The 25,661-nt window shown below is 70.9% G+C and carries 21 protein-coding genes, 1 tRNA gene and 1 pseudogene; 9 read left to right on the top strand and 14 right to left on the bottom strand.

The genetic code is table 11. The features are described 5' to 3' along the window. Nucleotides 1–11: 11 nt before the first annotated feature. The 12 genes from A949_RS0114630 to dnaA form a co-directional block, all read right to left on the bottom strand. Nucleotides 12–2,012: a vWA domain-containing protein gene (locus A949_RS0114630; RefSeq protein WP_051019494.1), complete on the bottom strand. Its 2,001-nt coding sequence runs from the start codon at nt 2,010–2,012 to the stop codon at nt 12–14. A gap of 282 nt (nt 2,013–2,294) precedes the next feature. After that, a complete protein-coding gene (locus A949_RS39085; protein ID WP_019356762.1) occupies nt 2,295–2,429 on the bottom strand; it encodes a DLW-39 family protein in 135 nt (44 codons plus the stop codon). Nucleotides 2,430–2,531: 102 nt separating this feature from the next. Next, on the bottom strand, nt 2,532–3,650 hold the full coding sequence (locus A949_RS0114620; protein ID WP_019356761.1) for a YihY/virulence factor BrkB family protein: 1,119 nt from the start codon (nt 3,648–3,650) through the stop codon (nt 2,532–2,534). A 225-nt stretch (nt 3,651–3,875) separates the two neighbouring features. After that, nucleotides 3,876–3,949, bottom strand: a tRNA-Ile gene (locus tag A949_RS0114615). Between the two features lie 81 nt (nt 3,950–4,030). Then, on the bottom strand, nt 4,031–4,618 hold the full coding sequence (locus A949_RS0114610) for a DUF3566 domain-containing protein (protein ID WP_019356760.1): 588 nt from the start codon (nt 4,616–4,618) through the stop codon (nt 4,031–4,033). 18 nt (nt 4,619–4,636) lie between these two features. Further along, a complete protein-coding gene (gene gyrA, locus A949_RS0114605) occupies nt 4,637–7,249 on the bottom strand; it encodes a DNA gyrase subunit A (protein WP_019356759.1) in 2,613 nt (870 codons plus the stop codon). 67 nt (nt 7,250–7,316) lie between these two features. Continuing rightward, nucleotides 7,317–9,422, bottom strand: coding sequence for a DNA topoisomerase (ATP-hydrolyzing) subunit B (gene gyrB / locus A949_RS0114600; protein WP_019356758.1), 2,106 nt, complete (start codon nt 9,420–9,422; stop codon nt 7,317–7,319). 262 nt (nt 9,423–9,684) lie between these two features. After that, the gene (locus A949_RS0114595) at nt 9,685–10,278 is read right to left on the bottom strand and encodes a DciA family protein (protein WP_019356757.1); all 594 of its coding nucleotides are present in this window, start codon (nt 10,276–10,278) and stop codon (nt 9,685–9,687) included. Beyond that, entirely contained in the window at nt 10,275–11,390 is a 1,116-nt protein-coding gene (gene recF / locus A949_RS0114590; RefSeq protein ID WP_019356756.1) for a DNA replication/repair protein RecF, read from the bottom strand. Before recF ends, A949_RS0114595 begins: the two co-directional genes overlap by 4 nt. Before the next feature lie 9 nt (nt 11,391–11,399). Then, nucleotides 11,400–12,338, bottom strand: coding sequence for a phosphogluconate dehydrogenase (NAD(+)-dependent, decarboxylating) (gene gnd / locus A949_RS0114585; RefSeq protein WP_019356755.1), 939 nt, complete (start codon nt 12,336–12,338; stop codon nt 11,400–11,402). 300 nt (nt 12,339–12,638) lie between these two features. Beyond that, on the bottom strand, nt 12,639–13,769 hold the full coding sequence (gene dnaN, locus A949_RS0114580; RefSeq protein ID WP_019356754.1) for a DNA polymerase III subunit beta: 1,131 nt from the start codon (nt 13,767–13,769) through the stop codon (nt 12,639–12,641). A 1,156-nt stretch (nt 13,770–14,925) separates the two neighbouring features. Beyond that, on the bottom strand, nt 14,926–16,980 hold the full coding sequence (gene dnaA / locus A949_RS0114575) for a chromosomal replication initiator protein DnaA (protein WP_037706415.1): 2,055 nt from the start codon (nt 16,978–16,980) through the stop codon (nt 14,926–14,928). Nucleotides 16,981–17,434: 454 nt separating this feature from the next. On the opposite strand from dnaA, the gene rpmH reads away from it, so the two are divergent. The 9 genes and pseudogenes from rpmH to A949_RS0114530 all read left to right on the top strand — a co-directional run bounded on the left by rpmH (nt 17,435) and on the right by A949_RS0114530 (nt 24,195). Then, nucleotides 17,435–17,572, top strand: a complete 138-nt coding sequence (rpmH, locus tag A949_RS0114570; RefSeq protein WP_016906158.1) for a 50S ribosomal protein L34 — start codon at nt 17,435–17,437, stop codon at nt 17,570–17,572. A gap of 24 nt (nt 17,573–17,596) precedes the next feature. Further along, nucleotides 17,597–17,953: pseudogene (gene rnpA, locus A949_RS36520) on the top strand (ribonuclease P protein component); the annotation flags it as partial. 71 nt (nt 17,954–18,024) lie between these two features. Then, nucleotides 18,025–18,315 (top strand): membrane protein insertion efficiency factor YidD, encoded by a 291-nt coding sequence (yidD, locus tag A949_RS0114560; RefSeq protein ID WP_019356751.1) that lies wholly within the window; start codon nt 18,025–18,027, stop codon nt 18,313–18,315. A gap of 3 nt (nt 18,316–18,318) precedes the next feature. Continuing rightward, complete coding sequence (gene yidC / locus A949_RS0114555; RefSeq protein ID WP_019356750.1) at nt 18,319–19,494, top strand: membrane protein insertase YidC; 1,176 nt, start codon at nt 18,319–18,321, stop codon at nt 19,492–19,494. A gap of 20 nt (nt 19,495–19,514) precedes the next feature. After that, the gene (locus A949_RS0114550) at nt 19,515–20,027 is read left to right on the top strand and encodes a Jag family protein (RefSeq protein WP_019356749.1); all 513 of its coding nucleotides are present in this window, start codon (nt 19,515–19,517) and stop codon (nt 20,025–20,027) included. Next, a complete protein-coding gene (rsmG, locus tag A949_RS0114545) occupies nt 20,024–20,788 on the top strand; it encodes a 16S rRNA (guanine(527)-N(7))-methyltransferase RsmG (RefSeq protein ID WP_019356748.1) in 765 nt (254 codons plus the stop codon). The genes A949_RS0114550 and rsmG overlap by 4 nt, the downstream gene beginning before the upstream one ends. A 306-nt stretch (nt 20,789–21,094) precedes the next feature. Further along, nucleotides 21,095–22,213 carry a ParA family protein gene (locus A949_RS0114540; RefSeq protein WP_078565436.1) on the top strand — a complete coding sequence of 373 codons (1,119 nt, stop codon included), beginning with the start codon at nt 21,095–21,097 and terminating at the stop codon, nt 22,211–22,213. Continuing rightward, the gene (locus A949_RS0114535) at nt 22,210–23,364 is read left to right on the top strand and encodes a ParB/RepB/Spo0J family partition protein (protein ID WP_026004643.1); all 1,155 of its coding nucleotides are present in this window, start codon (nt 22,210–22,212) and stop codon (nt 23,362–23,364) included. Before A949_RS0114540 ends, A949_RS0114535 begins: the two co-directional genes overlap by 4 nt. A gap of 210 nt (nt 23,365–23,574) precedes the next feature. After that, nucleotides 23,575–24,195, top strand: coding sequence for a GNAT family N-acetyltransferase (locus A949_RS0114530; RefSeq protein WP_019356745.1), 621 nt, complete (start codon nt 23,575–23,577; stop codon nt 24,193–24,195). A gap of 63 nt (nt 24,196–24,258) precedes the next feature. Here the strand turns inward: A949_RS0114530 and trxA are convergent, their stop codons facing one another. Beyond that, nucleotides 24,259–24,588 carry a thioredoxin gene (gene trxA / locus A949_RS0114525; RefSeq protein ID WP_019356744.1) on the bottom strand — a complete coding sequence of 110 codons (330 nt, stop codon included), beginning with the start codon at nt 24,586–24,588 and terminating at the stop codon, nt 24,259–24,261. A 79-nt stretch (nt 24,589–24,667) separates the two neighbouring features. Further along, a complete protein-coding gene (trxB, locus tag A949_RS0114520; protein WP_019356743.1) occupies nt 24,668–25,654 on the bottom strand; it encodes a thioredoxin-disulfide reductase in 987 nt (328 codons plus the stop codon). Between the last annotated feature and the right edge of the window lie 7 nt (nt 25,655–25,661).

Genomic DNA, 25,661 nt, shown 5'->3' with positions numbered 1-25,661 from the left:
GTTGTCCCCCGTCACCACGTTCCACCCCTCGTCGCCGTCGCGCTCCGAACCCTGGCACGGCGCCGCAGCGCGTACCCCGCCCCGCCCGCCGCCAGCAGCACGGCCGCGGCGCCACCCGCGGCCGCGACCGCCGGCTGCGGTCCTTCCCCCGCGTGCCGCACACTGCCCGACGGCCCGCCCCCGGCGGACGCGCCGCCGCTGCGCCCGTCCGCCGCTGCACCGGCACCGGCGTACGGGGCGTCGTGCTCGGGGCCCTGCTTCCGGCGGCCCTTGACATCGACGCGCAGGACCACCCGGACCGCGGCGTGCGCGGCGATGCGGTCGGCCCCGGCGCCCAGCGTGACCGCGACGTAGTAGTCGCCGTCGCGCCGCACCGGACGTACGGCGGCGCCGGGCTCCGTGCGGTTCCGCCACGAGACCGGCACGGTACCGTGCGACACCCGCACCGGCTCGCCCCGGTAGGGGCGGCGGGTGGTGAACTCCGCACCGCCCGCGACCGGGAGCCGTCCCGGCGCGTACAGCTCCGTCCACACGGACGAGGAGGGGACCCCGCCGCTCCGCGGGCGCGCGGGCTCGTTGGCGAACTCCACGTCGTAGCGCAGCTGCTGGTTCCAGCCGACCGGAACCCGGTACCAGCGGGTCTGGGCCGGGACCAGGGTGTCCCGCCACACGCCGGCGCGCAGCTTCCTCGCGTCGTTGAACCCGGTGCCGCCCTCGATGTCGCGGGGCGCGCCCGTCGGCAGCGCCGCGTCCTCGCCTCCCGGCCCGTAGCCGGTCTCGGCGCGGGCCGGCGCCGCCCCGCCGGGCAGCGCCCGCTCGGTGCCGAGGCGCAACTCCACGGGCCAGCGCGCCCGGTCGGAGCCGTCGGCGGTGGCGCGGGTCAGCTCGAAGGTGAAGCGTCCGGGCCGGTCGCAGGAGCGGGCGCCGTCCCCGTCGGGAATCCGGCTGACCGCCGCGGTGAGGGGGACGCCGCCCTCGTCCTGCGCGAACCAGGAGCGGTCGCCGCCGCACCGGCTGCCGTCGGGGCTGCGCATCGTCAGCTCCAGACCGTCCGCGGTGCCGACGCGGGCGCCGGGCGCGGCTACTCCGGTGGCGGCCAGGTCCACGGCCCGCGCGGCGGAGCCGGCGCCGAGTTCGGTGCTGTACCAGCGGGTCTCCCCGGGCCCGATGGTGTCCAGGTACTGGCCGGGGGCACGCAGCCGAGGGGCGTCGGCCGAGGAGCGCGTCCCGCTGACCCGCCTGCCCTCGAACCGGTAGCCGGCCGCCGACTGCCGCCCGGCGCGCTCCAGTTCGCGGGCCAGGTCCTCGGCCTCCGGCGCGTCGTAGTACTTCCCGTGCCCGGCCTCCGCGATGCACTCCAGCTGCTCGCGTGCCTCGCCGCGCACCTGGAAGCCGATGGCGTCGATCCGCAGGTCCAGGCCGTCCCGGGCGAGCTTTTCGGCGACCTCGCACGGCTCCGGGTCGCCGCAGGTGTCCTCGCCGTCGGAGACCAGCACGATCGTGCGGCGGGCCGGCGTGTTCCGCGGCGGGTCGGGCAGGTCGGCGGCGGCCTTCCGGAGCGCCGGGCCGATCGGGGTCTCGCCCTTGGGCCGCACCCCGGAGACGGCCTTCTTGATCCCCGCCCGGTCCAGTGCGCCGACCGGTTCGACGAGCCGGGTGTCGGTGCAGCTCGCGGCCCGGTCGGCACCGTAGACGCGCAGCCCGGTGGGGTAGCCGTCGGGGAGGCTGTCGACGAGGGTGCCCACCGCGTCCCGGGCCGACTCCATCCGGGTCCCGCCGGAGCCGGTCTCCCGGGCCATGGAGCCCGAGGAGTCCAGCACGATCTCCAGCGCACGGGTGCCGCCCGCCGCGGCGCCCCGGACGGCCGGAGCGGCCGGAGCGGCCGGAGCGGCCGGTGCCGCGGTGGCGGGCGCCACCGCCGGCCCGGCGAGCAGGGCGAGCAGGGTGAGCAGCACCCCACCCGACACCCCTCTCGGCAGCCGTCCGGTCCGGCGTCTCCGCACAGTGCGCATGCTCGTCTCCCCCCTCGGCCCGTCCGGACCCCGGTAGCTTTGCGCAAGCACGGTATTGCTTTGCAAGAGCAAGCAACAAGAGGAGAGCTGTCACGGTACGGCAACAGCGCACGCGTCCTGGCGGCCACCGCGAACCCCGGCGCCTTCCCCTCCAAGAGCCCTGTTGCAGCTGCTCGTTTCCGGGTCCACCGGCCGGGGAGCCGACCCTGCGGAGCGGTCGGCAGATGACGGAGGCCCCGGCCGCAGTGGGCGGCCAGGGCCTCTCGTTGCTGTTCGCTGGGGCTACACGCCGGAACCTGCAGGCACGGAGTCGGTCGCCTCCGTCCACAGATCCTGCTCGGCGCGATCCGCCTGGATCTGGCGGTACACGAGGAGACCGCCGATGGCGGCCAGTGCGACCAGGAAAAGCTTCTTCACCGCGCTACCTCGTCCTTCTTAGACATTGGGACCTCTTAGGCGGCCGATGATACCCAACCACCACTTCCGACAGCCGGGTCGGCCCGCCCGCCGGACACGGCCTCAGACGGTCCGCGCGCGCTTCTTCCGCGCGGCGGCGGAGCGCTCCGCCAGCTGGATCCGCCGCTCGGCCCCCGGCACCCCGGCCGCCAGTTGCCGGCCGCGCTCCCGCTCGGCGTTGAACTCGGCACCGAGCACGACAGCGAGATTGGTCAGCCACAGCCACACCAGGAAGACCACGACCCCGCCGAGCGCCCCGTAGGTCTCGTTGTACGACCCGAAGTTCGCCGCGTAGAACGCGAAGCCCGCCGAGGCCACCAGCCAGACCCCGAGCGCCAGCACGGCCCCCGGCAGCACCGAGGAGGGCCCGGGCAGCCGCACGTTGGGCGCGGCGTAGTACAGCCCGGCGACGATCGCCACGACGGCCGGCACCAGCACCGGCCATTTGGCCCACTCCCAGGCGGTCACCGCCGCATGCCCGACGCCCAGTGCCCGCCCGGCCGACTCCGCCACCGGGCCGCTGACCACCAACCCGACCAGCACCACCGCCAGGAGCAGCACCGCGGCCGCCGTCACCAGCAGCTGCACCGGGCGCAGCGTGCGGAAGGGGCGGCCCTCCGGCACCTCGTAGATGACGTTCGAGGCCCGGACGAAGGCGCCGACGTACCCCGACGCCGTCCACAGCGCGCCCAGGACCCCGACGACCAGCAGCACCGACGGGGCGCCGGAGCCGGACGCCATGGACTCGATCGGCTTCTTGAACGTCTCGGCGGCGGACGCCGGACCGACCGTGTCGACCAGGTCGTTCAGCGTCTCGACGATCTTCTCGCGGCTCATCACCAGACTGACCAGCGAGACCAGCGCGATCAGTGCGGGGAAGACCGACAGCACGGCGTAGTAGGTGAGCGCCGCGGCCACGTCGGCGAGGCCGTCCTCCTTGAACTCGGCCGCTGTCCGCTTGAGCGTCTGACCGAGCGTCCCGCTGCGCGGATGCGGCGGCCCGGTGGGCAGCCGCCCCGCGGCGGCCTCAGCCCCCGCGGAGGCCGCCTCCCGGCCGGACTCCGGCCCGGGCTCGGTGCCGGTTCCCGGTTCGGTCTCCGGCTCCGGCTCCGGTTCGGATTCGGTCTCCGGCTCCGGTTCGGGCTCGGGTCCCGGTTCGGGCTCCGGGTCGGATCCGGTCATCGCAGCGCTCCGCTCGCCAGGAGGCGCCCGGCGGCGCCGACAGCAGGACGGGGCTACCGGTACCAGAACAGGAGCGGCACCAAACGTCCGCGGCGTGCGGTCCCGCTCACGCGCCCTCCGCGCGATCCCGGCCGGAGCCGGCGAACAGCGCAGTACGGCGCCGGCGCGGAGCCGAAAAGCGGAAGGCCCGGCGCCTCTTCCGAGGGGCCGGGCCTTCCGTCGCTGTGCGGCTACCAGGACTTGAACCTGGGGCCTCTTCCTTATCAGGGAAGCGCTCTAACCGTCTGAGCTATAGCCGCGCGCTGCACAGAAAGGTTAGCGCACTTCAGCCGTGGTCCCAAATCGGTTCCCGGGCAGCCGGAGCGGGACCGCGGCGGGGCCTACTCGTCCTCCGCCAGGGTGAGCTCGACACCGCCGACGAAGCCGGCCGAGAGGTTGTAGACGAACGCCGCCAGCGTGGCCAGCGCGGTGGCCAGCACGACGTTGATCACGGCGATCAGGGAGGTGAAGAGCAGGACGCGGGGCAGCGAGAGGAACGTCTCCAGGTCGAAGCCGCTGCTGCCCTCGGCGCTGGTGGCCTCGCTGACCGTGCCGCCGATGCTGGAGAAGACGCCCATCGCGTCCATCACCATCCACAGCACCGCGATCGCCACGATGGTGCAGACCCCCAGCGCCACCGCCAGCAGGAAGCTGACCTTCATCACCGACCACGGGTCGGCCTTGGCCACCCGCAGCCGGGCCTTGCGCGTCCGCGGCACCGTGCGCGCCCCGGTACGGGGCTTGCGCACGGTGTCGGAGCCCCCGGACCGGCCGGAGTGCTCCGGCCGGTCCGACGGGCCGGCCCGGCCCGCGTCCGGAGACGGATACGCCTGCGGCGGCCGGTGCGGCTGCTGCTCGGTCTGCGGCTGGGCCGGGGACGGGGGCTTTGCCTGCGGCTGCGCCTTCGGCTGCGGCTGAGCACCACTCACGCCCTGCTCCTAGTTGTCCTAGTCGTCATCCGGGTCGGGCGCGTCCTGCTGCTCCCCCTCGTCGGGGGTACCCGCCGCGGCCTCCACTTCCTCGGCCTCGCGACCGGCCTCGGCGTTGCGTGCGACGCCGACCACCGCGTCCTTCTTGCCCAGGTTGATCAGTTGAACGCCCATGGTGTCACGGCCGGTCTCCCTCACCTCGTTGACCCGCGTGCGGATCACCCCGCCGCCGAGCGTGATGGCGAGGATCTCGTCCGTCTCCTCGACCACCAGCGCGCCGACCAGCGATCCCCGGTCCTCCACGATCTTGGCGGCCTTGATGCCGAGCCCGCCGCGGCCCTGGACCCGGTAGTCGTCCACGTCCGTCCGCTTCGCGTACCCGCCGTCGGTCGCCGTGAAGACGAACGTACCCGCCCGCACGACATTCATCGAGAGGAGTTCGTCGTCCTCGCGGAAACTCATCCCCTTGACACCGGAAGTGGCCCGGCCCATCGGACGCAGCGCCTCGTCGGTCGCGGTGAAGCGGATCGACTGCGCCTTCCTGCTCACCAGCAGCAGATCGTCGTCGGACGAGACCAGTTCGGCGCCGATCAGTTCGTCGTCGCGGCCGTCCGCCATCTCACGGAGGTTGATCGCGATGACGCCGCCCGAGCGGGGCGAGTCGTAATCCTTCAGCGGGGTCTTCTTGACCAGCCCCGACTTGGTGGCCAGCACCAGGTAGGGGGTGGCGTCGTAGTCCCGGATGGCGAGGATCTCGGCGATCTGCTCGTCGGGCTGGAAGGCCAGCAGATTGGCCACGTGCTGGCCGCGCGCCTCGCGGCCGGCGTCCGGCAGCTCGTACGCCTTGGCCCGGTAGACGCGGCCCTTGTTGGTGAAGAACAGCACCCAGTGGTGGGTGGTCGAGACGAAGAAGTGGTCGACGATGTCGTCCTCCTTCAGCTTCGTCCCGCGCACCCCCTTCCCGCCGCGTTTCTGCGCCCGGTAGTCGTCGGTCTTGGTGCGCTTGACGTAGCCGCCACGGGTGATCGTGACGACGATGTCCTCCTCGGCGATCAGGTCCTCGATGGACATGTCGCCCTCGAAGGGGATCAGCTTGGTGCGCCGGTCGTCGCCGTACTTGTCGACGATCTGGCCCATCTCCTGACCGATGATCTGCCGCTGCCGCTCGGGCGAGGCGAGGATCGCGTTGTACTCGTCGATCTTGAGCTGGAGTTCGTCGTGCTCGGCGGTGATCTTCTGCCGCTCCAGCGCGGCCAGCCGGCGGAGCTGCATCTCCAGGATCGCGTTGGCCTGGATCTCGTCGATGGCCAGCAGCCCCATCAGGCCCCCGCGGGCCTCGTCGACGGTCTGGCTGCGCCGGATCAGGGCGATGACCTCGTCGATCGCGTCCAGCGCCTTGAGCAGACCGCGCAGGATGTGGGCGCGCTCCTCGGCCTTGCGCAGCCGGTAGCGGGTACGGCGCACGATGACGTCGATCTGGTGCGCGACCCAGTGCCGGATGAAGGCGTCCAGCGACAGGGTGCGCGGCACGCCCTCGACCAGCGCGAGCATGTTCGCGCCGAAGTTGGTCTGCAGATCGGTGTGCTTGTAGAGGTTGTTGAGGACGACCTTGGCGACCGCGTCCCGCTTCAGGACGATGACCAGACGCTGCCCGGTCCGCGACGAGGTCTCGTCCCGGACGTCGGCGATCCCGCCGATCCGGCCGTCCTTGACCAGGTCGGCGATCTTCAGCGCGAGGTTGTCCGGGTTGACCTGGTAGGGCAGCTCCGTGACGACCAGGCACTGACGGCCGTGGATCTCCTCGACCTCCACCACGGCCCGCATGGTGATCGAGCCGCGCCCGGTGCGGTACGCCTCCTCGATCCCCTTGCGGCCCACCACCAGGGCGCCGCTGGGGAAGTCCGGGCCCTTGATCCGCTCGATGAGGGCTTCGAGCAGCTCCTCGTTGGAGGCCTCGGGATGGTCGAGGAACCACTGGGCGCCCGCGGCCACCTCCCGCAGGTTGTGCGGCGGAATGTTGGTGGCCATCCCGACGGCGATCCCGGCGGAGCCGTTGATCAGCAGGTTGGGGAAGCGGGCCGGCAGGACCGTCGGCTCCTGGTTGCGGCCGTCGTAGTTGTCCTGGAAGTCGACGGTCTCCTCGTCGATGTCCCGGAGCATCTCCATGGCCAGCGGCGCCATCTTGCACTCGGTGTACCGCATGGCGGCGGCCGGGTCGTTGCCCGGCGAGCCGAAGTTGCCGTTGGAGTCGACCAGCGGCATCCGCATCGACCAGGGCTGCGCCAGCCGCACCAGCGCGTCGTAGATCGAGGTGTCACCGTGCGGGTGGTAGGTGCCCATGACGTCGCCGACGACGCGGGCGCACTTGTAGTAGCCCTTCTCGGGGCGGTACCCGCCGTCGTACATCGCGTACAGCACCCGCCGGTGCACCGGCTTGAGGCCGTCCCGGATGTCGGGCAGCGCGCGGCTCACGATCACGCTCATCGCGTAGTCGAGGTAGGAGCGCTGCATCTCCGTCTCGAGGCTGACGGGCTCGACGCGGGCACCCGCCTCGGTGTCCACCAGCGCGCTGTCGGGCGCGGGGGCGTTCTCGGGCGTCGGCTCGGGTGTGGTGGGGGTCTCGTCGGCCATGGTGAAAGATCAAGTCCTTGTCTGTGTGCGGCGCTTCGGGTCCCGGCGCGGCGGCCAGGGGCCGACGTCAGATGTCGAGGAAGCGGACGTCCTTGGCGTTGCGCTGGATGAACGAGCGGCGGGCTTCGACGTCCTCCCCCATCAGGATGGAGAACAGGTCGTCGGCCGCGGCCGCGTCGTCCAGCGTCACCTGGCGCAGGACGCGGTGCTCGATGTCCATGGTGGTGGTGCGCAGCTCGTCCGCGTTCATCTCGCCCAGACCCTTGAAGCGCTGCACCGAGTCGTCCTTGATGCGCTTGCCCTGCTCGCGGCCGAGCTGGATGAGGCTGTCGCGCTCCGGGTCGGAGTACGCGTACTGGTACTCGTCCCGACTCCACTTGATCTTGTAGAGCGGCGGCTGGGACAGGAAGACGTGCCCGGCCTCCACCAGCGGCCGCATGAAGCGGAAGAGCAGGGTCAGCAGCAGCGTGTTGATGTGCTGGCCGTCGACGTCGGCGTCCGCCATCAGAATGATCTTGTGGTAGCGGAGCTTCTCGATGGCGAAGTCCTCGTGCACACCCGTGCCGAACGCCGAGATCAGCGCCTGCACCTCGGCGTTCTGCAGGACCTTGTCGATCCGCGCCTTCTCCACGTTCAGGATCTTGCCGCGGATCGGCAGGATGGCCTGGTACTCCGGGTCCCGGCCCGACTTGGCCGAACCGCCCGCCGAGTCGCCCTCCACGATGAAGATCTCGCACTTCACCGGGTCGTTGGACTGGCAGTCCGAGAGCTTGCCCGGCAGCGACGCCGTCTCCAGCAGCCCCTTGCGCCGGGTCAGGTCCCGCGCCTTGCGCGCGGCGACCCGCGCCGTGGCCGCCTGGATGCCCTTGCGGATGATGTCCGCGGCCTCGTTGGGGTTCCGGTCCAGCCAGTCGGTCAGATACTCGTGGACGATCTTCTGGACGAAGGTCTTGGCCTCGGTGTTGCCCAGCTTCGTCTTCGTCTGGCCCTCGAACTGCGGCTCACCCAGCTTGACCGAGATGATCGCGGTCAGGCCCTCGCGGATGTCCTCGCCGGTGAGGTTGTCGTCCTTCTCGCGCAGCAGCCTGCGGTCCCGCGCATAGCGGTTGATCAGCCCGGTCAGCGCGGCCCGGAAGCCCTCCTCGTGGGTGCCGCCCTCGTGGGTGTGGATCGTGTTCGCGAAGGAGTACACCCCCTCGCTGTACTGGCTGTTCCACTGCATCGCGATCTCGACCGAGAGCATCCGCTCCGCGTCCTCGGCCTCGAAGTAGATCACCGTGTCGTGGACCAGTTCGCCCTTGCGCGAGTTCAGGTAGCGGACGAAGTCCGCGATACCGCCCTCGTAGTGGTACCGGACCGTGTTGGGCCGGCCCTCCTCGTCGACGTGGCCCTCGCGCTCGTCCGTCAGCGAGATGGTCAGCCCCTTGTTGAGGAACGCCATCTCCTGGAACCGCCGCGAGAGCGTCTCGAAGGAGTAGTCCGTCGTCTCGAAGATGTCCCCGTCGGCCCAGAAGGTGACCACGGTGCCGGTCTCGTCCGTGGCCTCGTTCTGCGACAGCGGAGCCGTCGGGGCGCCCAGCTTGTAGTCCTGCGTCCAGCGGTAGCCGTCGGTACTGACCTCCACGGCGACCTTGCTGGACAGCGCGTTCACCACGGAGACGCCCACGCCGTGCAGACCGCCGGAGACCGCGTAGCCGCCGCCGCCGAACTTGCCGCCCGCGTGCAGCACCGTCAGCACGACCTCGACGGCCGGCTTCCCCTCCGAGGGGATGATGCCCACCGGGATGCCGCGCCCGTTGTCGGTCACGCGCACCCCGCCGTCGGCGAGCAGCGCCACGTCGATGGTGTCCGCGTGCCCGGCGAGCGCCTCGTCGACCGAGTTGTCGACCACCTCGTACACCAGGTGATGAAGGCCACGCTCACCGGTCGAACCGATGTACATACCGGGGCGCTTGCGGACCGCGTCCAGCCCCTCCAGGACGGTGATCGCGCTCGCGTCGTACGACGGCACCCCGGCGCCGGACGACGCCGCGGCAGCGCCGCCGCCCGCGGGGTCCGGACCGGCGCCCTCGCCGTGGTTCGGGGGTTCCTCCGCGGACTGCGGCGGAGTCGGGTTGTCGTTCTCGTTGAGATCGCCGGAATCGGCCACGAAGCGCCCTTTCTGGCACAGCACAGGCCGTCTCCAAGGCAAGGCGGAGCGGCTGCGTCGTTCGACATGTTCCGCAACGGTGCGGTAGTCCCCCAGTGTACCGGTGGCCGCAACGTGAATGGGGGTTTGCCGGTGCCTGAGTCCACATGTGGCGCCCTGAACTGGCGTCCATCGACTCCCCATATCTGGACCGGGGGGCCAGGAGCCTCACAGTGGCACTGAGCGCTTCGATCCGTATCCGGCTGTTCCACTCCGTACACACACCGCGACCGGGCCGCTCACGAGCTCACCCGTACGTGTCGCCCGGACCCCTGCTGCCGGGCGCCCGCAGCGGTCCGTACCCCTTGCGCGGGGCCTCCGGACCCCGCACCTTGATCATCCGCACGGTGCCCTGGCCGAGGTCCTCGTTCAGCCGCGCCACCAGCCGCGGCGCCAGCAGCCGCAGCTGCGTCGCCCAGGCCGTCGAGTCACAGCGCACCAGCAGCGTGCGCTCCTCCTCGTCGTACCGCTGCGGCTCGCAGTGCTGCGCCACCTCCTGGCCCACCAGCTGCGGCCAGCGCCCCATCACCCCGCCGACCGCCGCCGGGGTCTCCCAGCCGCGCTCCGCGATCAGCCTGCTGACGGCGGCACCCAGCGGCAGCGGATCCCGCCCGTCGCGCCGCGCACCCGAACGCAGCCCGCCGCCCCGGCGGGCCTGCCGGCGCTGCTGCGCCTCGGCACCCCGCGCCCGCGCCTGCTCCTTGGCCGCACGCAGCGCGACCCGCGCCAGATCCACCCCGCTCGGCGCGGGCGGCGCACCGGCCGGCTCGCTCCGTTCACCCGTACCGCCCATACCGCCCTGCTCGGGGGGCCGGCCCACCGCCTCCGGCTGCTCGCTCACAGCGGCGCCACCTCCCCGTCGGCCACCGCGAACCGGGCGCCCGCCAGCACGCCCGGCACATCCTCCGGCACGGCCGCGGTCACCAGCACCTGCTCGGCCGGAGCCACCAGCTCCGCCAGCCGGGCCCGGCGCCTGCTGTCCAGCTCGGCGAAGACGTCGTCCAGCACCAGCACCGGCTCATGCCCCTCGCTCTTGAGCAGCTCGTAGGCGGCCAGCCGCAGCGCCAGCGCATACGACCAGGACTCCCCGTGACTGGCGTACCCCTTCGCCGGCAACTCGCCCAGCCGCAGCAGCACATCGTCACGGTGCGGGCCCACCAGCGTCACCCCGCGCTCGATCTCCTGCTTGCGCGCCTCGCCCAGCGCCGCCACCAGCCCCGCGTACAGCTCCTCCCGGGACGCGCCCGTCACCGGCCCCCGGTACGCCAGCGCCACCGGGCCGCCGCCCGGCGCCAGCCGCTCGTACGCCTTGTCGGCCAGCGGCCCCAGCACCGCCAGCAGATCCAGCCGCTGCGCCAGCAACTCCGCGCCGACCCGCGCCAGATGCTGGTCCCACACGTCCAGCGTGGACAGGTCCACCCCGCGTCCGCCGTGCCGCCGGGCCATCGCTGCCGACTTCAGCAGGCTGTTGCGCTGCTTGAGCACCCGCTCGTAGTCCGACCGCACCCCCGCCATCCGCGGCGCACGGGCCGTCACCAGCTCGTCCACGAAGCGGCGGCGCTCGCCCGGGTCGCCCTTGACCAGCGTCAGGTCCTCCGGCGCGAACAGCACCGTGCGCAGGATGCCCAGCACATCCCGGGGCCGCACCTGCGACGAGCGGTTGATCCGCGCCCGGTTGGCGCGGCCCGGATTCAGCTCCAGTTCGATCCGCTGCTCGCGTTCGTCCTGCCGCACCACGGCACGGACCACGGCGCGCTCGGCACCCTGCCGCACCAGCGGCGCGTCCGCCGAGACCCGGTGGCTGCCCAGCGTGGCGAGATAGCCGACGGCCTCCACCAGATTCGTCTTGCCCTGGCCGTTCGGCCCGAGGAACGCCGTCACACCCGGGGCCAGCGGCACCTCGGCCCGGGTGTACGAGCGGAAGTCGGCGAGCGAGAGATGCGTGACGTGCATCGGCCGGCGTCAGCCTCCCGCGGGCGGCGTGACGTCGGCACCCGGTGCGTCCGCGCCCTTCTCACCGGCCTTGTCCGCGGCCGTGACCGCGTGCCCGCCGAACTGGTTGCGCAGCGCGGCGATCATCTTCATCTGCGGGGAGTCCTCCTGCCGGGAGGAGAACCGCGCGAACAGCGACGCGGTGATCGCCGGCAGCGGCACCGCCTTGTCGATCGCGGCCTCCACCGTCCAGCGGCCCTCGCCGGAGTCCGCCGCGTAGCCACGCAGCGCGTCCAGGTGCTCGTCGCTGTCCAGCGCCTTGACGGCCAGGTCCAGCAGCCAGGAGCGGATGACGGTGCCCTCCTGCCAGGAGCGGAAGACCTCGCGCACGTCGGTGACCGAGTCCGCGGCCTCCAGCAGCTCCCAGCCCTCCGCGAAGGACTGCATCATCGCGTACTCGATGCCGTTGTGGACCATCTTCGCGAAGTGGCCCGCACCGACCTTCCCCGCGTGCACCGAGCCGAACTCGCCCGCGGGCTTGAGCGCGTCGAAGACCGGCTGCACCTTCGCCACGTCCTCGTCGGAGCCGCCGTACATCAGCGCGTAGCCGTTCTCCAGGCCCCACACGCCGCCGGAGACGCCGCAGTCCACGAACCCGATCCGCCGGGCCCGGAGCTCCTCGGCGTGCTTCTCGTCGTCGGTCCAGCGCGAGTTGCCGCCGTCCACCACCAGGTCACCGGGCGAGAGCAGCTCGGCGAGCTGGTCGACGGTCGACTGGGTCGCCGCGCCCGCCGGCACCATCACCCACACGACGCGGGGTGCGCTGAGCGAGCCCACCAGCTCCTCGATGCTGTCCACATCGGAGATGTCCGGATTCCGGTCGTACCCGATGACCGTGTGGCCCCCGCGGCGGATGCGCTCGCGCATGTTCCCGCCCATCTTCCCGAGACCGACCAGACCGAGCTCCATCACTGCCCCTTAGCTGAGTTTCCGCAGTTTCGTACGCATTCGACCCTACGCCTTGCCGCACCCCTGTTCGGCGCGGCGGTACGACGCCCCGGGGCGCACCGCCCGCCCGCCGTGTGCGCCCGCCGGAGGCCGGGCCCGGGCCGCACACTGCCTGGTCGCGTCCGCCGCACGGCACCGCCGGGCCGACGGTCGGTCACCGGCGCCCCTCGTGCGGCTCCCCGACGCCGGCCCGGCCGTCGGTGCGGCCGTCGGTGCGGTGCGCGCCGGCCGCCGCGGGGCGCGGCCTCGGGCGGTGTCCGCTCAGCCGGAGAGGCGGACCGGCATGATCAGGTACTTGTACGCCTCGTCCGCCTCGGCGTCCTTGGCCGGCCGGCCGCTCAGCAGGGCGGGCTTGGTCGAGGTCGTGAACGACAGCTGGGCCACCGGCGAGTCGATGGCGCTCAGCCCCTCCAGCAGGAAGCCCGGGTTGAAGGCGATCGAGATGTCGTCGCCGTCCAGGTCGGCGTCGACCCTCTCCACAGCCTGTGCATCGTCGCTGGAACCGGCCTCCAGAGTGAGCACGCCCTGCTCGAAGCTCAGCCGCACCGGGGTGTTCCGCTCGGCGACGAGCGCCACGCGCTTGACGGCCTCCACGAACGGTGCCGTCTCGATCACCGCGACGGAGTTGAACTCCGTGGGGAAGAGCGTGCGGTACTTGGGCAGATCGCCCTCCAGCAGCCGGGTCGTCGTCCGCCGCCCGGCGCCCTCGAAACCGATCAGACCCTCACCGGAGCCGGAGCCGGAGAGCGCCAGCGTGACGCTGTCGCCCCCGTTCAGCGACTTCGCCGTGTCCAGCAGCGTCTTGGCGGGCACCAGGGCGACCGCCGAGGCGTCCGGCGTCTCGGGCTTCCACAGGAACTCGCGCACCGCGAAGCGGTACCGGTCGGTGGAGGCCAGGGTGACGGTGTCGCCCTCGATCTCGATGCGCACACCGGTGAGCACCGGCAGGGTGTCGTCCCGTCCGGCCGCGATGGCGACCTGCTGGGCCGCCGCCGCGAAGACCTCGCCGGGGACGGTGCCGGTCGCGGACGGCATCTCGGGCAGTGCCGGGTACTCCTCCACAGGGAGTGTGTGCAGGGTGAACCGCGACGAGCCGCAGACCACGGTCGCCCGTACCCCGTCTGTGGAGATCTCCACGGGGCGGTTGGGCAGGGCGCGGCAGATGTCGGCCAGCAGCCGGCCGGAGACCAGCACCGTGCCGTCCTCCTCGACCTCCGCCTCGACCGAGACCCGCGCCGAGACCTCGTAGTCGAAGCCGGAGAGGCTCAGGGTGCCGTCGTCCGCCTTCAACAGCAGGCCCGCGAGCACGGGCACCGGCGGGCGGGCGGGGAGGCTCTTGGCCGTCCAGGCCACCGCCTCCGCGAGCACATCGCGTTCAACCCGGATCTTCACGTTCAGCCGCCTCCTGCTGCTGCCTCTGCTCGTGCTTTGCCGGGAACCAGTCTGACGTACCCGACTGACAGCGGGCGCGGGTGCGGGTCAAGTCGGTGCGGTGCGGTCCGGAGCGCGCGGCGCCGAGTTGTGCACAGCCCCCACTTCGAAGCGAATCCCGGGCTCTCTCTGTGTGGTCGTAGTAGTAGGGCTTGTGGAAACGGTGGAAAAGCACGTTTCCGCAGCTCAGCCGGGAAATTTTGTCCACCGCGCCTGTGGGCGGACCGGTGGAGGAAGCGGGGCTCGCTGTGGACGACGAAAAGTTCTGCACACCCCGCCCACAGGGAGGGGCGGTTTCCCCACAGCTCCGCCCACAGCTTTCCCCGGCTTTCCCACAGCCCAAACCACGCCCTGGATGTGACGGCTTTCACTCGGACCGGTGAGCGGGCGCGTTGAGTTGCCGAACAGTGGACAGTTCTGTGGAGAAGAGGCCGATCACTGGGGATAAGATCCCGCATCCTGTGGGCGGCCGGTGGACAACTTGCTGGCCTCGTCGCCGGGCCGCGGCCCCCTCCACACCATGTGGACAGCGTGCGCCCACAAGTCCACAACCGAGTGACCTCGGCAAACCGGCTTCACGACGGGGCGGTTGTGGACGGCCTTGGGACAACGAGGAGAGTCCCCAGGGTGTGGAAGCGGCAAACCGCTCCCTGCTGTGGATTCCAGCCCCTCGCACGCCACGATTCGAACAGCGAGCAGCCTTCGGAGAGTTGTCCCCAGCTGTGGGCCGGCTGTGGGCCGGCTGCGGGCCGGCTGCGGGCCGGCTGCGGGCCGGCTGCGGAGCGGAGTGCGGAGGGGGGCACGGGACGTCCATGGGAGGCCTCGCGCCGTGTGTGGGAGACCCCGGGACATCGTCGCTGGAGGGGTGCGCGCCGTGCCTCGTCCTGCCTCGGGGCGCGGGAGCAGGCGCCGGCCGGGGCCGAGGGCTGGGGGCTGGGGGCTCTCGTGGCCTGCCGCCGGCTCCCGAGGCGCGGGCATGTCTCGGAGGCCGGGTGCCGGAGCGGTGCGGGTGCCGGAGCGGTGCGGGGGCCGGGAACGCCGCCGTCGGCGCCGCGGAGAGGGGGCAGCGGCCGCCCGCTACCGCCTCCCCGCGGCGCCGGCAACCGGCAGTCCGCCGTCAGCCGTTCTTGATGCGGTTGGTCAGCTCCGTGACCTGGTTGTAGATGGAGCGCCGCTCGGCCATCAGCGCGCGGATCTTGCGATCCGCATGCATCACCGTGGTGTGGTCGCGGCCGCCGAACTGTCCGCCGATCTTCGGCAGCGACAGGTCGGTCAGCTCCCGGCACAGATACATCGCGATCTGCCGCGCCGTGACCAGCACCCGGCTGCGCGAAGAGCCGCACAGGTCGTCCACCGTCAGCCCGAAGTAGTCCGCCGTCGCGGCCATGATGGCGGGTGCGGTGATCTCCGGTGTCGCGTCCTCGCCGCCGGGGATCAGGTCCTTCAGCACGATCTCGGTCAGCCCGAGGTCGACCGGCTGCCGGTTGAGGCTGGCGAAGGCCGTCACCCGGATCAGGGCGCCTTCCAGCTCCCGGATGTTGCGCGAGATGCGCGACGCGATGAACTCCAGCACCTCGGGTGGCGCGTTCAGCTGCTCCTGTACCGCCTTCTTGCGGAGGATCGCGATCCGTGTCTCCAGCTCGGGGGGCTGGACGTCGGTGATCAGGCCCCACTCGAAGCGGTTGCGCAGCCGGTCCTCGAGCGTCTCCAGCGCCTTGGGCGGCCGGTCGCTGGAGAGCACGATCTGCTTGTTGGCGTTGTGCAGGGTGTTGAAGGTGTGGAAGAACTCCTCCTGCGTCGACTCCTTGTCCGCCAGGAACTGGACGTCGTCGACGAGCAGGATGTCCATGTCGCGGTAGCGCTTGCGGAAGGCGTCCGCCTTGCCGTCCCGGATGGAGTTGATGAACTCGTTGGTGAACTCCTCCGAGCTGACATAGCGCACCCGCGTGCCGGGGTAGAGGCTGCGCGCGTAGTGGCCGATCGCGTGCAGCAGGTGCGTCTTGCCGAGTCCGGACTCGCCGTAGATGAACAGCGGGTTGTACGCCTTGGCCGGTGCCTCCGCCACGGCGACGGCCGCCGCGTGCGCGAACCGGTTCGAGGCGCCGATCACGAAGGTGTCGAAGAGGTACTTCGGGTTCAGCCGCGCCGTCGGCTCGCCGGGTCCGGTGGCGGGCGCGGGCTGCGCGGCCAGCGGCCCCGGTGCTCCGCTGGGCGCCGGCAGCTGTGCGGGACTGTCGTAGTGCGGCGCGGGGGGCCGGCCCTGGGGCGGCACCTGGGGACGGGGGCGCTGCTGGTGCTGCGGCTCGTACCCCTCGAACGACTGCTGGTCGTAGCCCTGGTTCCGTTGCCCGGCCGGGCCGCCCTGGTAGCCGGGACCGCCGTCGTAGCCCTGACCGCCGCGCTCATAGCCCTGGCCGCCGCCGCGCTCGTAGCCCTGGGAGGAGTCGTAGCCGGTGCCCTGCTGCTCGTACGGCTGCTGGTCGTAGGACTGCTGCCGCTCGTAGCCCTGCTGCGGGTCGTAGGAGCGGTGCCGCTGGGGCGGGTACGGCTCGCGCGGCTGCTGCCAGGACGCGGGCGGGGCGGTGGGCGATCCGGGGCCGCTGGAGGGGAGGGCGCTGCGGGCGTAGTCCGAGGGGTACGCGGAGCGGGCACCGGGGACATCCCGGCCGTCGTACTGGTCGTACTGCTCGTAGCGCTCGTCGGGGTAGCGCTCCTGGCCGTACCGCTCCTGCTGCGCATGGGCCTGCCCCTGCCCCTGCGGCTGCGCCGGTCCCTGGCTCTGGCCCTGCTGCTGGGGTACCTGCTGGGGCGCCTGCGGCTGCTGTGCCTGCGGGGGCGGGGTCTGCTGTTCCGGGGGCGGCGTGGGTGCGGGGATGGCGGGAGCGGGCGGGGCGGCCTCGGGTGCCGGGCCTGTCACCGTGATCGCCAGCCGGATGGGCTGCTGGCATTCGCGGCCGAGCGCCTCGGTGATCAGCGGGGCGAGCCGGCCCTCCAGCACCCCTTTCGCATACTCGTTCGGTACGCCGAGCAGAGCCGTACCGGAGACCAGGACGAGCGGCTGGCAGTCCTGCAGCCAGCGCTGGTCCTTCGCCTCGACACCCTGCCCCTCGCGCAGGAGCTGCTCCAGCACCCGTGGCCACACTGCGGCAAGATCGGCAGGTAGGTCAGCCACGGGGCACGCTCTCTCACTCGCTGGGTGACGGGTCACTCGGTGGGTGACGGTCGTCCGGTGACCGACCCGGTCCCACGAATGCATGTTTCTCGGGACGGTCGGGAAGGAAAGGAAGTTCGGCCACGGTAGTCACGCGGACCTGCCCCGTTCAAGTCGTTGTCCACAGGCTGTGCACGAGTGCAGTAGTCGAGTCGTCACCGGGTGGCCGCCGGGCGGGTGGCCGGGCCCGGTTTGACCGGGTGGTGCGGGCACGCGTACCGTAACCAGGTCGAGTGTCGACGGCTGCTGCCGCCTGCCTCCGATGGGCAAGATCAAACGGGATTCCCGGTCGATCATGAAGCGGTGCACACTCGGGCGTTGCGAGCTACTCGTGGGCGCACGGTGACAGCCGGTCGACTTTCCGAACCCAGTCCTGCGGCGAGCGTGGGACACCAAGCATCTCTGGAGCCCCCGAGTGAGCAAGCGCACCTTCCAGCCGAACAACCGTCGCCGCGCGAAGACCCACGGCTTCCGGCTGCGCATGCGGACCCGCGCCGGCCGCGCGATCGTCGCGAACCGCCGCAGCAAGGGTCGCGCCCGCCTGTCGGCCTGAGCAGCCCGACCACAGGTCCATGACGTGCTGCCTACCGAGAACCGGCTGAGGCGGCGCGAGGACTTCGCGGCTGCGGTACGCCGAGGACGCAGGGCCGGTCGCCCGCTTCTCGTCGTCCATCTACGCAGTCGAACGGACCCGCACGCGCCGGGGGGAGAGGTTCCCCCGCCGCGTGCGGGTTTCGTCGTGAGCAAGGCTGTCGGCAACGCGGTGATCCGTAACCGTGTGAAGCGACGGCTGCGGCATCTGCTGCGAGACCGGCTGTCCCTGCTGCCCCCCGGTAGCCTGGTTGTCGTACGGGCGCAACCCGGTGCGGCGGACGCGGACCACGTGGAACTGGCCCGCGATCTGGATGCCGCGCTGCGGAAGCTGCTCAACGGGCCCCCTCACCGCTCTGCCGCCACGGGGGACAGCCCCCGGAATCCCGGACGCGAACCGGGAGGGAGAGCTCAGTGAAGTACCCGCTGCTGTGGTTGATCAAGCTGTACCAGTGGACCATCAGTCCGATGCTCGGCCCGGTGTGCCGGTACTACCCGTCGTGCTCCCACTACGGGTACACGGCCATCGCCCGTCATGGCGCCGTGAAGGGAACGGGCCTGACGGCTTGGCGCATCCTGCGCTGCAATCCGTGGTCGCCCGGTGGCGTCGACCATGTCCCCGCCCGGAAGCACCCGGTATGGCACCAGCGGATCCGCTCCCGCTGGCAGCAGCACCGGACCCAGTCCAACGCCCAAGGAGCCTGATTCGTGGACACGATCCTGAGTCCTCTCTACAAAGCCGTCTCCTGGATCATCGTCCAGTTCCATTCGCTGTTCAGCCTGGTCTTCGACCCGGACGGCGGCTGGGCCTGGGGTCTGTCCATCTTCTTCCTGGTGGTGCTGATCCGGATCTGCCTGATCCCGCTCTTCGTCAAGCAGATCAAGTCGACGCGGAACATGCAGGCGCTCCAGCCGAAGATGAAGGCGATCCAGGAGCGCTACAAGAGTGACAAGCAGCGCCAGAGCGAAGAGATGATGAAGCTCTACAAGGAGACGGGCACCAACCCGCTCTCCAGCTGCCTGCCGATCCTCGCGCAGTCGCCGTTCTTCATCGCCCTCTTCCGGGTCCTCCAGCACATCGCCGACAACAAGCCGGTGGGCGTCCTCAACGCCGATCAGGTCGACAGCGCCCGGAACGCCCAGATCTTCGGCGCGCCGATCGCGGCCAAGTTCATGGACAGCGCCCAGAAGGTGCAGGAGCTGGGCGCCTCGTTGGCCGACGTCCGCGTGGTCACGGTCATCATGATCGTTCTGATGTCGGCGTCGCAGTTCTACACGCAGCGCCAGCTGATGACCAAGAACGTCGACCTGACGGTGAAGACGCCGTTCATGCAGCAGCAGAAGATGCTGATGTACGTCTTCCCCATCATGTTCGCCGTCTTCGGTATCAACTTCCCCGTCGGTGTCCTCATCTACTGGCTGACCACCAACGTGTGGACGATGGGCCAGCAGATGTTCGTGATCAAGCGCAACCCGACCCCCGGCTCCCGCGCCTTCAACGAGCGCCAGGAGAAGCTGCGCGCCCAGGGCAAGCTCAAGGAGGACCCCAAGGAGGTCGAGGCGCGCGAGGCCGCCGAGGCCGCCCGGGTCCGGCGGCAGCAGCCGAAGCGGCAGAGCAAGTCGCAGCGTCAGGGCGGCGGCGCGGTCGCCACGAGCACGGACAAGGACGAGTCCACCTCGGCCGCCACGTCCATGCAGAAGACCGGACCGAAGACGAACGAGAAGCAGTCCGGCCAGTCCGGCCAGCAGAAGTCCGGCCAGAAGCAGGGCGGCCAGAAGCAGGGCGGCGGGTCGAAGGCGGCAGGCCAGCAGCAGAAGTCGGGCCAGAAGAAGTCCGGCCAGCGCAAGGGCCCGCAGCGCCCCAAGCACCCCTCCAAGAAGTGAGCATCGAAGGAGTCCCCGCCGTGACGGATACGACTGCGCCAGAAGGCACCGAGGCCGACAGCGACACCCTGACCCGGCTGGAACAGGAGGGTGAGATCGCGGCCGACTACCTCGAGGGGCTGCTCGACATCGCCGACCTGGACGGCGACATCGACATGGACGTCGAGGCCGACCGCGCCGCGGTGTCGGTGGTCAGCGAGGGATCGGGCCGCGACCTGCAGAAGCTGGTGGGCCGGGACGGTGAGGTCCTGGAGGCCCTCCAGGAGCTGACCCGGCTCGCCGTGCACCGCGAGACCGGCGACCGCAGCCGGCTGATGCTGGACATCGCCGGATTCCGGGCCCAGAAGCGCGAGGAGCTCGCGGAGCTGGGCGCGAAGGCGGCGCAGGAGGCCCAGAGCAGCGGTGAGGCCGTGAAGCTCCGCCCGATGACGCCGTTCGAGCGCAAGGTCGTGCACGACGCGGTGAAGGCGGCCGGACTGCGCAGCGAGTCCGAGGGCGAGGAGCCGCAGCGCTGCGTGGTCGTACTCCCGTGACACAGCAGTCGGGGGAGTCCCCGGAGGAGCAGCCGGGCCTGCCACCCGCTCCCGAGGCGGCGCGCAGGGCGTTCGGCGACAGCCTCCGTACGGTGGAACGGTACGCGGAACTGCTGGCGGATGCCGGAGTGCGGCGCGGGCTGCTCGGCCCGCGCGAGGTGCCGCGGCTGTGGGAGCGGCACCTGCTGAACTGTGTGGTGCTCTCCGAGGTGGTGCCCGAGGGTGTCACGGTGTGCGATGTCGGCTCGGGTGCCGGGCTGCCCGGCATTCCGCTGGCGTTGGTGCGGCCGGATCTGGAGATCACGCTGCTGGAGCCGCTGCTGCGCCGCACGACGTTCCTCCAGGAAGTCGTCGAGCTGCTCGGGCTCGATCATGTGACGGTGCTGCGCGGGCGGGCCGAGGAGATGCTGGGCACGCTGACGCCGGTGCACGTGGTGACGGCCCGCGCGGTGGCGCCGCTGGACCGGCTGGCCGGTTGGGGCGTTCCGCTGCTGCGGCCGTACGGCGAGATGGTGGCGCTCAAGGGCGACACCGCCGAGGACGAGGTGCGGACAGCCCGGGACGCGTTGCACAAGCTGGGGGTCGTGGAGACGACCGTGGAGCACATCGGCCAGGAGCTGATCGATCCGCCCTCGACGGTGGTACGCGCCAGAGTCGGGGAGAGCCCCGGCGGGGTGCGCTTCGCCGCACGGCGGGTCAAGGCCGAGAAGGCGGCCCGGGCGAACGGCCGCTCTGCCCGGGGCGGCCGGCGGCGACGCTGATCCGGACGAGGCAGTCCGGCCCCGCCGATGTGTTGGTCGGGCCGGCTGGTCGTCCGGTCGGGCGCTGAAACGCTGATTCGGTTACTCCATAAAAACGCTTAAGACCCCGCGGAACGGAGTGTCGCGGCGGACACGGTGCGGTGCCTGTGCATCGTGTTTCACGTGAAACGCCGCTCTCTGTTGCACGGAATCATCAACCGAGGCCGCGCCGCCGCCGGCGGGCGCAGCCAGACCGCCCCTGAGCCCCGCTCGGAAGTGGATTCATCCACAACTGAGTGGGGCTCGCTGGTTCACCGGACCGAAAGCATGGGAGGCTCTGCTCATAGCGAGCCTGATGTTGAGGAGAGTGAACCGTTGCGGTCCGACGCCAACATCGCGGGACCGATGGCCGACCCGGTCCCCGGTCCCCGTTCAGAGCCAGGGGATACCAGCGCGGTCGCACCCCGCGGTGATGCGGCACGTGAGACGCCACCGCCCATGGACGACACCCCGATCGGCCGCGCGGCACAGCAGGCGGTCGAGGCGATGAACCGTGCCGGGGAGGGCCTGCCCCGGCCCGCCCAGACGCGGATCATGGTCGTCGCCAACCAGAAGGGCGGCGTCGGCAAGACCACCACGACCGTGAACCTCGCGGCCTCGCTGGCCTTGCACGGGGGCCGCGTCCTCGTGGTCGACCTCGACCCGCAGGGCAACGCCTCGACGGCGCTGGGGGTCGACCACCACGCCGAGGTGCCGTCGATCTACGACGTTCTGGTGGAGAGCAAACCGCTCTCGGAAGTCGTCCAGCCGGTGCCGGACGTGGAGGGACTCTTCTGCGCGCCAGCGACCATCGATCTCGCCGGTGCGGAGATCGAACTCGTGTCGCTGGTGGCGCGGGAGAGTCGCCTTCAGCGTGCCATCGAGGCGTACGAGCAGCCGTTGGACTACATCCTCATCGACTGCCCGCCCTCCCTCGGGTTGCTGACGGTGAACGCGCTCGTGGCCGGTGCCGAGGTGCTGATCCCCATTCAGTGCGAGTACTACGCGCTGGAGGGCCTCGGCCAACTGCTGCGGAACGTCGAGCTGGTGAAGGGCCATCTGAACCCGAAACTGCACGTGTCGACCATCATCCTCACCATGTACGACGGCCGTACCCGGCTGGCGTCGCAGGTGGCGGAGGAGGTGCGTGGGCACTTCGGGAAGGAGGTCCTGCGGACCAATATCCCGCGGTCGGTGCGTATTTCGGAGGCCCCCAGCTACGGGCAGACGGTTCTGACATACGATCCGGGTTCCAGTGGGTCGCTCTCCTACCTGGAGGCGGCGCGGGAAATCGCGCTGCGGGATCCGCATGTTGAGCAGGCACAGCAGGCACAGCAGGCTCAGCAGCTTCAAGCACAGCAACTACAGGCGCAGCAGCACGGCAGCATGGCGGAGGGGACTCAGTGAGCGAGCGACGTAGGGGTCTGGGGCGGGGGCTCGGTGCACTGATCCCGGCGGCTCCGACCGGGCCGGACGCTGCTGATGCAGAGAGTGAGCAGCAGAGGCCGAACACGAGTGGAGGGTCCACCTCCCCCACCGCCGTGCCTGTGCTGGCCCCGGAGCAGGGGGTGCGGGGCGTGGCGGCGGCCAAGGTCGCGGAACTCTCGCAGCGGGACCAGGAGGAGGCTGCGGACGACGCCGTTTCACGTGAAACTGCCTCCGCCGTTCCCGCGCAGGGCGCCTCCGAGGACGCGGGAAGCGCGTTCTTCGCGGAGGTGCCGCTCGACGCCATCACTCCGAACCCGCGCCAGCCTCGTGAGGTCTTCGACGAGGACGCACTGTCCGAACTCGTCACCTCCATCAAGGAAGTCGGTCTCCTCCAGCCGGTCGTCGTCCGGGAGCTCACACCCGGCAGCTTCGAGCTCATCATGGGTGAGCGCCGCTGGCGGGCCTGCCGCGAGGCGGGGCTGGAGCGGATTCCGGCGATCGTCCGCGCCACCGAGGACGAGAAGCTCCTTCTCGACGCGCTGCTGGAGAACCTGCACCGAGCACAGCTGAATCCGCTGGAAGAGGCAGCCGCCTACGACCAGCTGCTGCGGGACTTCAACTGCACCCATGACGAACTGGCCGACCGGATCGGCCGTTCCCGGCCGCAGGTGTCCAACACTCTGCGGCTGCTGCGGCTCTCTCCCGGGGTGCAGCGACGGGTGGCAGCCGGGGTGCTGTCCGCCGGGCATGCACGGGCGCTGCTGTCCGTGGAGGACGGAGAGGAGCAGGACAAGCTCGCTCACCGGATCGTGGCCGAGGGGCTCTCGGTGCGGGCGGTGGAGGAGATCGTCACGCTGATGGGCGGCAAGCCCAAGAGCGCCAAGCCCAAGGGGCCCCGGGCCGGCGCCCGGGTCTCCCCTGCGCTGGACCATCTGGCGGGGCGGCTCTCGGACCGCTTCGAGACCCGGGTGAAGGTCGACCTGGGCCAGAAGAAGGGAAAGATCGTCGTCGAGTTCGCCTCCATGGACGACCTGGAGCGGATTCTGGGCCAGCTCGCTCCCGGTGAAGGTCGGGTGCTGGAGCAGAAGCTCGCCGAGGACGACAGCGACGAGGAAGCGGTCTCTTCGTAGGCAAGCGCCTACCTCGCAGTGGAAAGGCCCGGGCGCTGTCGCCCGGGCCTTTCCACTGCTGTCGTGCTGCTGTCGTGCCGTCGTCGGGGCGCCGACCCCGGCGCCGTAGGAGCATCGCCGTAGCGCCGCTGTGGTGCTGGCTCGGCGGTGCGGTGGGGACGGGGCGGAATCCGGCGGTCGTGCGGCTGCCCTCCGGATACGATGTGTGCCATGGGACGACAGCTCGTTCCCCTCACGCTGGACAACCTCCCGGATCTGCCCAACCGCTGCCGAGGCTGCGTCTTCTGGGAGTTGGATCCGGTCAGCGGCGAGGAGGCACAGAGGTCGGGACGCCCCGACATGGAGAAGGAAGCCTGGATCTCCTCGGTCCTGCTGGAATGGGGTTCCTGCGGTCGGGTCGTCTATGTGGACGAGGTCACGGTGGGCTATGTGCTCTATGCGCCGCCCGCGTATGTGCCGCGCTCCTTCGCCTTCCCCACCAGTCCCGTCGCCCCGGACGCGGTGCAGTTGATGACCGCCTATCTGCTGCCGGAGTTCCGGGGGCAGGGCATCGGCCGGGTGATCGTGCAGACGGTGGCGAAGGATCTGCTGCGGCGGGGGTTCAAGGCGATAGAGGCGTTCGGCGACGCCCGGTGGACGGAACCGGCCTGCATGTTCCCGGCGGAGCATCTGCTCTCGGTCGGCTTCAAGACCGTCCGCCCGCATCCCCGCTATCCCCGACTGCGGCTGGAGTTGCGCTCCACGGTCTCCTGGCGGCACGACATGGAGCGGGCGCTGGACCAGTTGCTGGGGAAGGTGCACAGCAAGGAGCCGGCCCTGCGGCCGCTCTGAGACGTCGAGACGACTGAGGGCGCCGTTTCACGTGAAACGGCGCCCTCAGTGAGGTAGGGATCCTCAGCTGATGAAATCGGCGAGGTCCTTCTCGATGGCGCCCTTCGGCTTGGCGCCGACGATGGTCTTCACGACCTCGCCGCCCTGGTAGACGTTCATGGTCGGGATCGACATGATGCCGTACTTGGCGGCGACGCCCGGGTTCTCATCGATGTTGAGCTTGACGACCGTCAGCTTGTCGGCGTTCTCGGCGGCGATGGCCTCCAGCGAAGGGGCGATCTGACGGCACGGTCCGCACCACGCCGCCCAGAAGTCGACCAGCACAGGCTTGTCGCTCTTCAGGACGACGTCCTCGAAGTCGGCGTCGGTCGCGGTCACGGTGGCACCGGCCATGGTGCTTCTCCTCATTCTCTGTTGACTGCGGGGTGGGGGAGCTGGGCGGGAACCGGTAGCGGTCCCCGCGGGCTGTGGGTCAGACGGTTGCCGCGGTCTTCTCCGGCTCGGGGGTTTCCTCGGCGTCCACGTCCGTGAGCGCCGCCAGGTAGCGCTCGGCGTCCAGCGCCGCGGAGCAGCCGGTGCCCGCTGCGGTGATCGCCTGCCGGTAGGTGTGGTCCACCACGTCGCCGGCTGCGAAGACCCCGGGGAGGTTGGTGCGGGTCGAGGGCGCGTCCACCTTGAGGTAGCCGTCCTCGTCCAGGGTGAGGGTGTCCTTGAACAGGTCCACCCGCGGGTCGTGGCCGATGGCGACGAACAGTCCGGTCGCGTCCAGCTCGCGGGTCTCACCGTTCTGTGTGTCGCGCAGTGTGAGGCCGGACAGCTTGCCGTCCTTGCTGTGGATCTCGGCGACCTCGCTGTCCCAGGCGAAGGAGATCTTCGGGTCGGCGAAGGCCCGCTCCTGCATGGCCTTGGAGGCGCGCAGCGTGTCCCGGCGGTGCACCACGGTGACCGAGGCCGCGAAGCGGGAAAGGAACGTGGCCTCCTCCAGGGCGGTGTCACCGCCGCCCACTACGGCGATGTGCTGCTCGCGGAAGAAGAAGCCGTCGCAGGTGGCGCAGTAGGAGACGCCGCGACCGGAAAGCTCTTCCTCCAGGGGCAGGCCCAGTGTGCGGTGCTGCGAGCCGGTGGCCACGATCACGGTCCGGCCGCGGTGCACGGTGCCGTTGGAGTCCGTGACGCTCTTCACCGGGCCGGAGAGGTCGACCGCGGAGATGTCGTCCGGCACCAGTTCGGCCCCGAAGCGCTCGGCCTGGGCGCGCATGTTGTCCATGAGTTCCGGGCCCATGATGCCTTCCTGGAACCCGGGGAAGTTCTCGACATCGGTGGTGTTCATCAGCGCTCCGCCTGCGGTGACGGAGCCTTCGAACACCAACGGCTTCAGCGACGCGCGGGCGGTGTAGAGCGCTGCCGTGTATCCGGCCGGGCCCGAGCCGATGATGATGACGTTGCGGACGTCGCTCACGGGAGTC

Source organism: Streptomyces sp. AA1529 (assembly GCF_000280905.1).
Lineage (GTDB): Bacteria > Actinomycetota > Actinomycetes > Streptomycetales > Streptomycetaceae > Streptomyces.
This window is presented reverse-complemented; position numbering and strand designations above follow the sequence as displayed.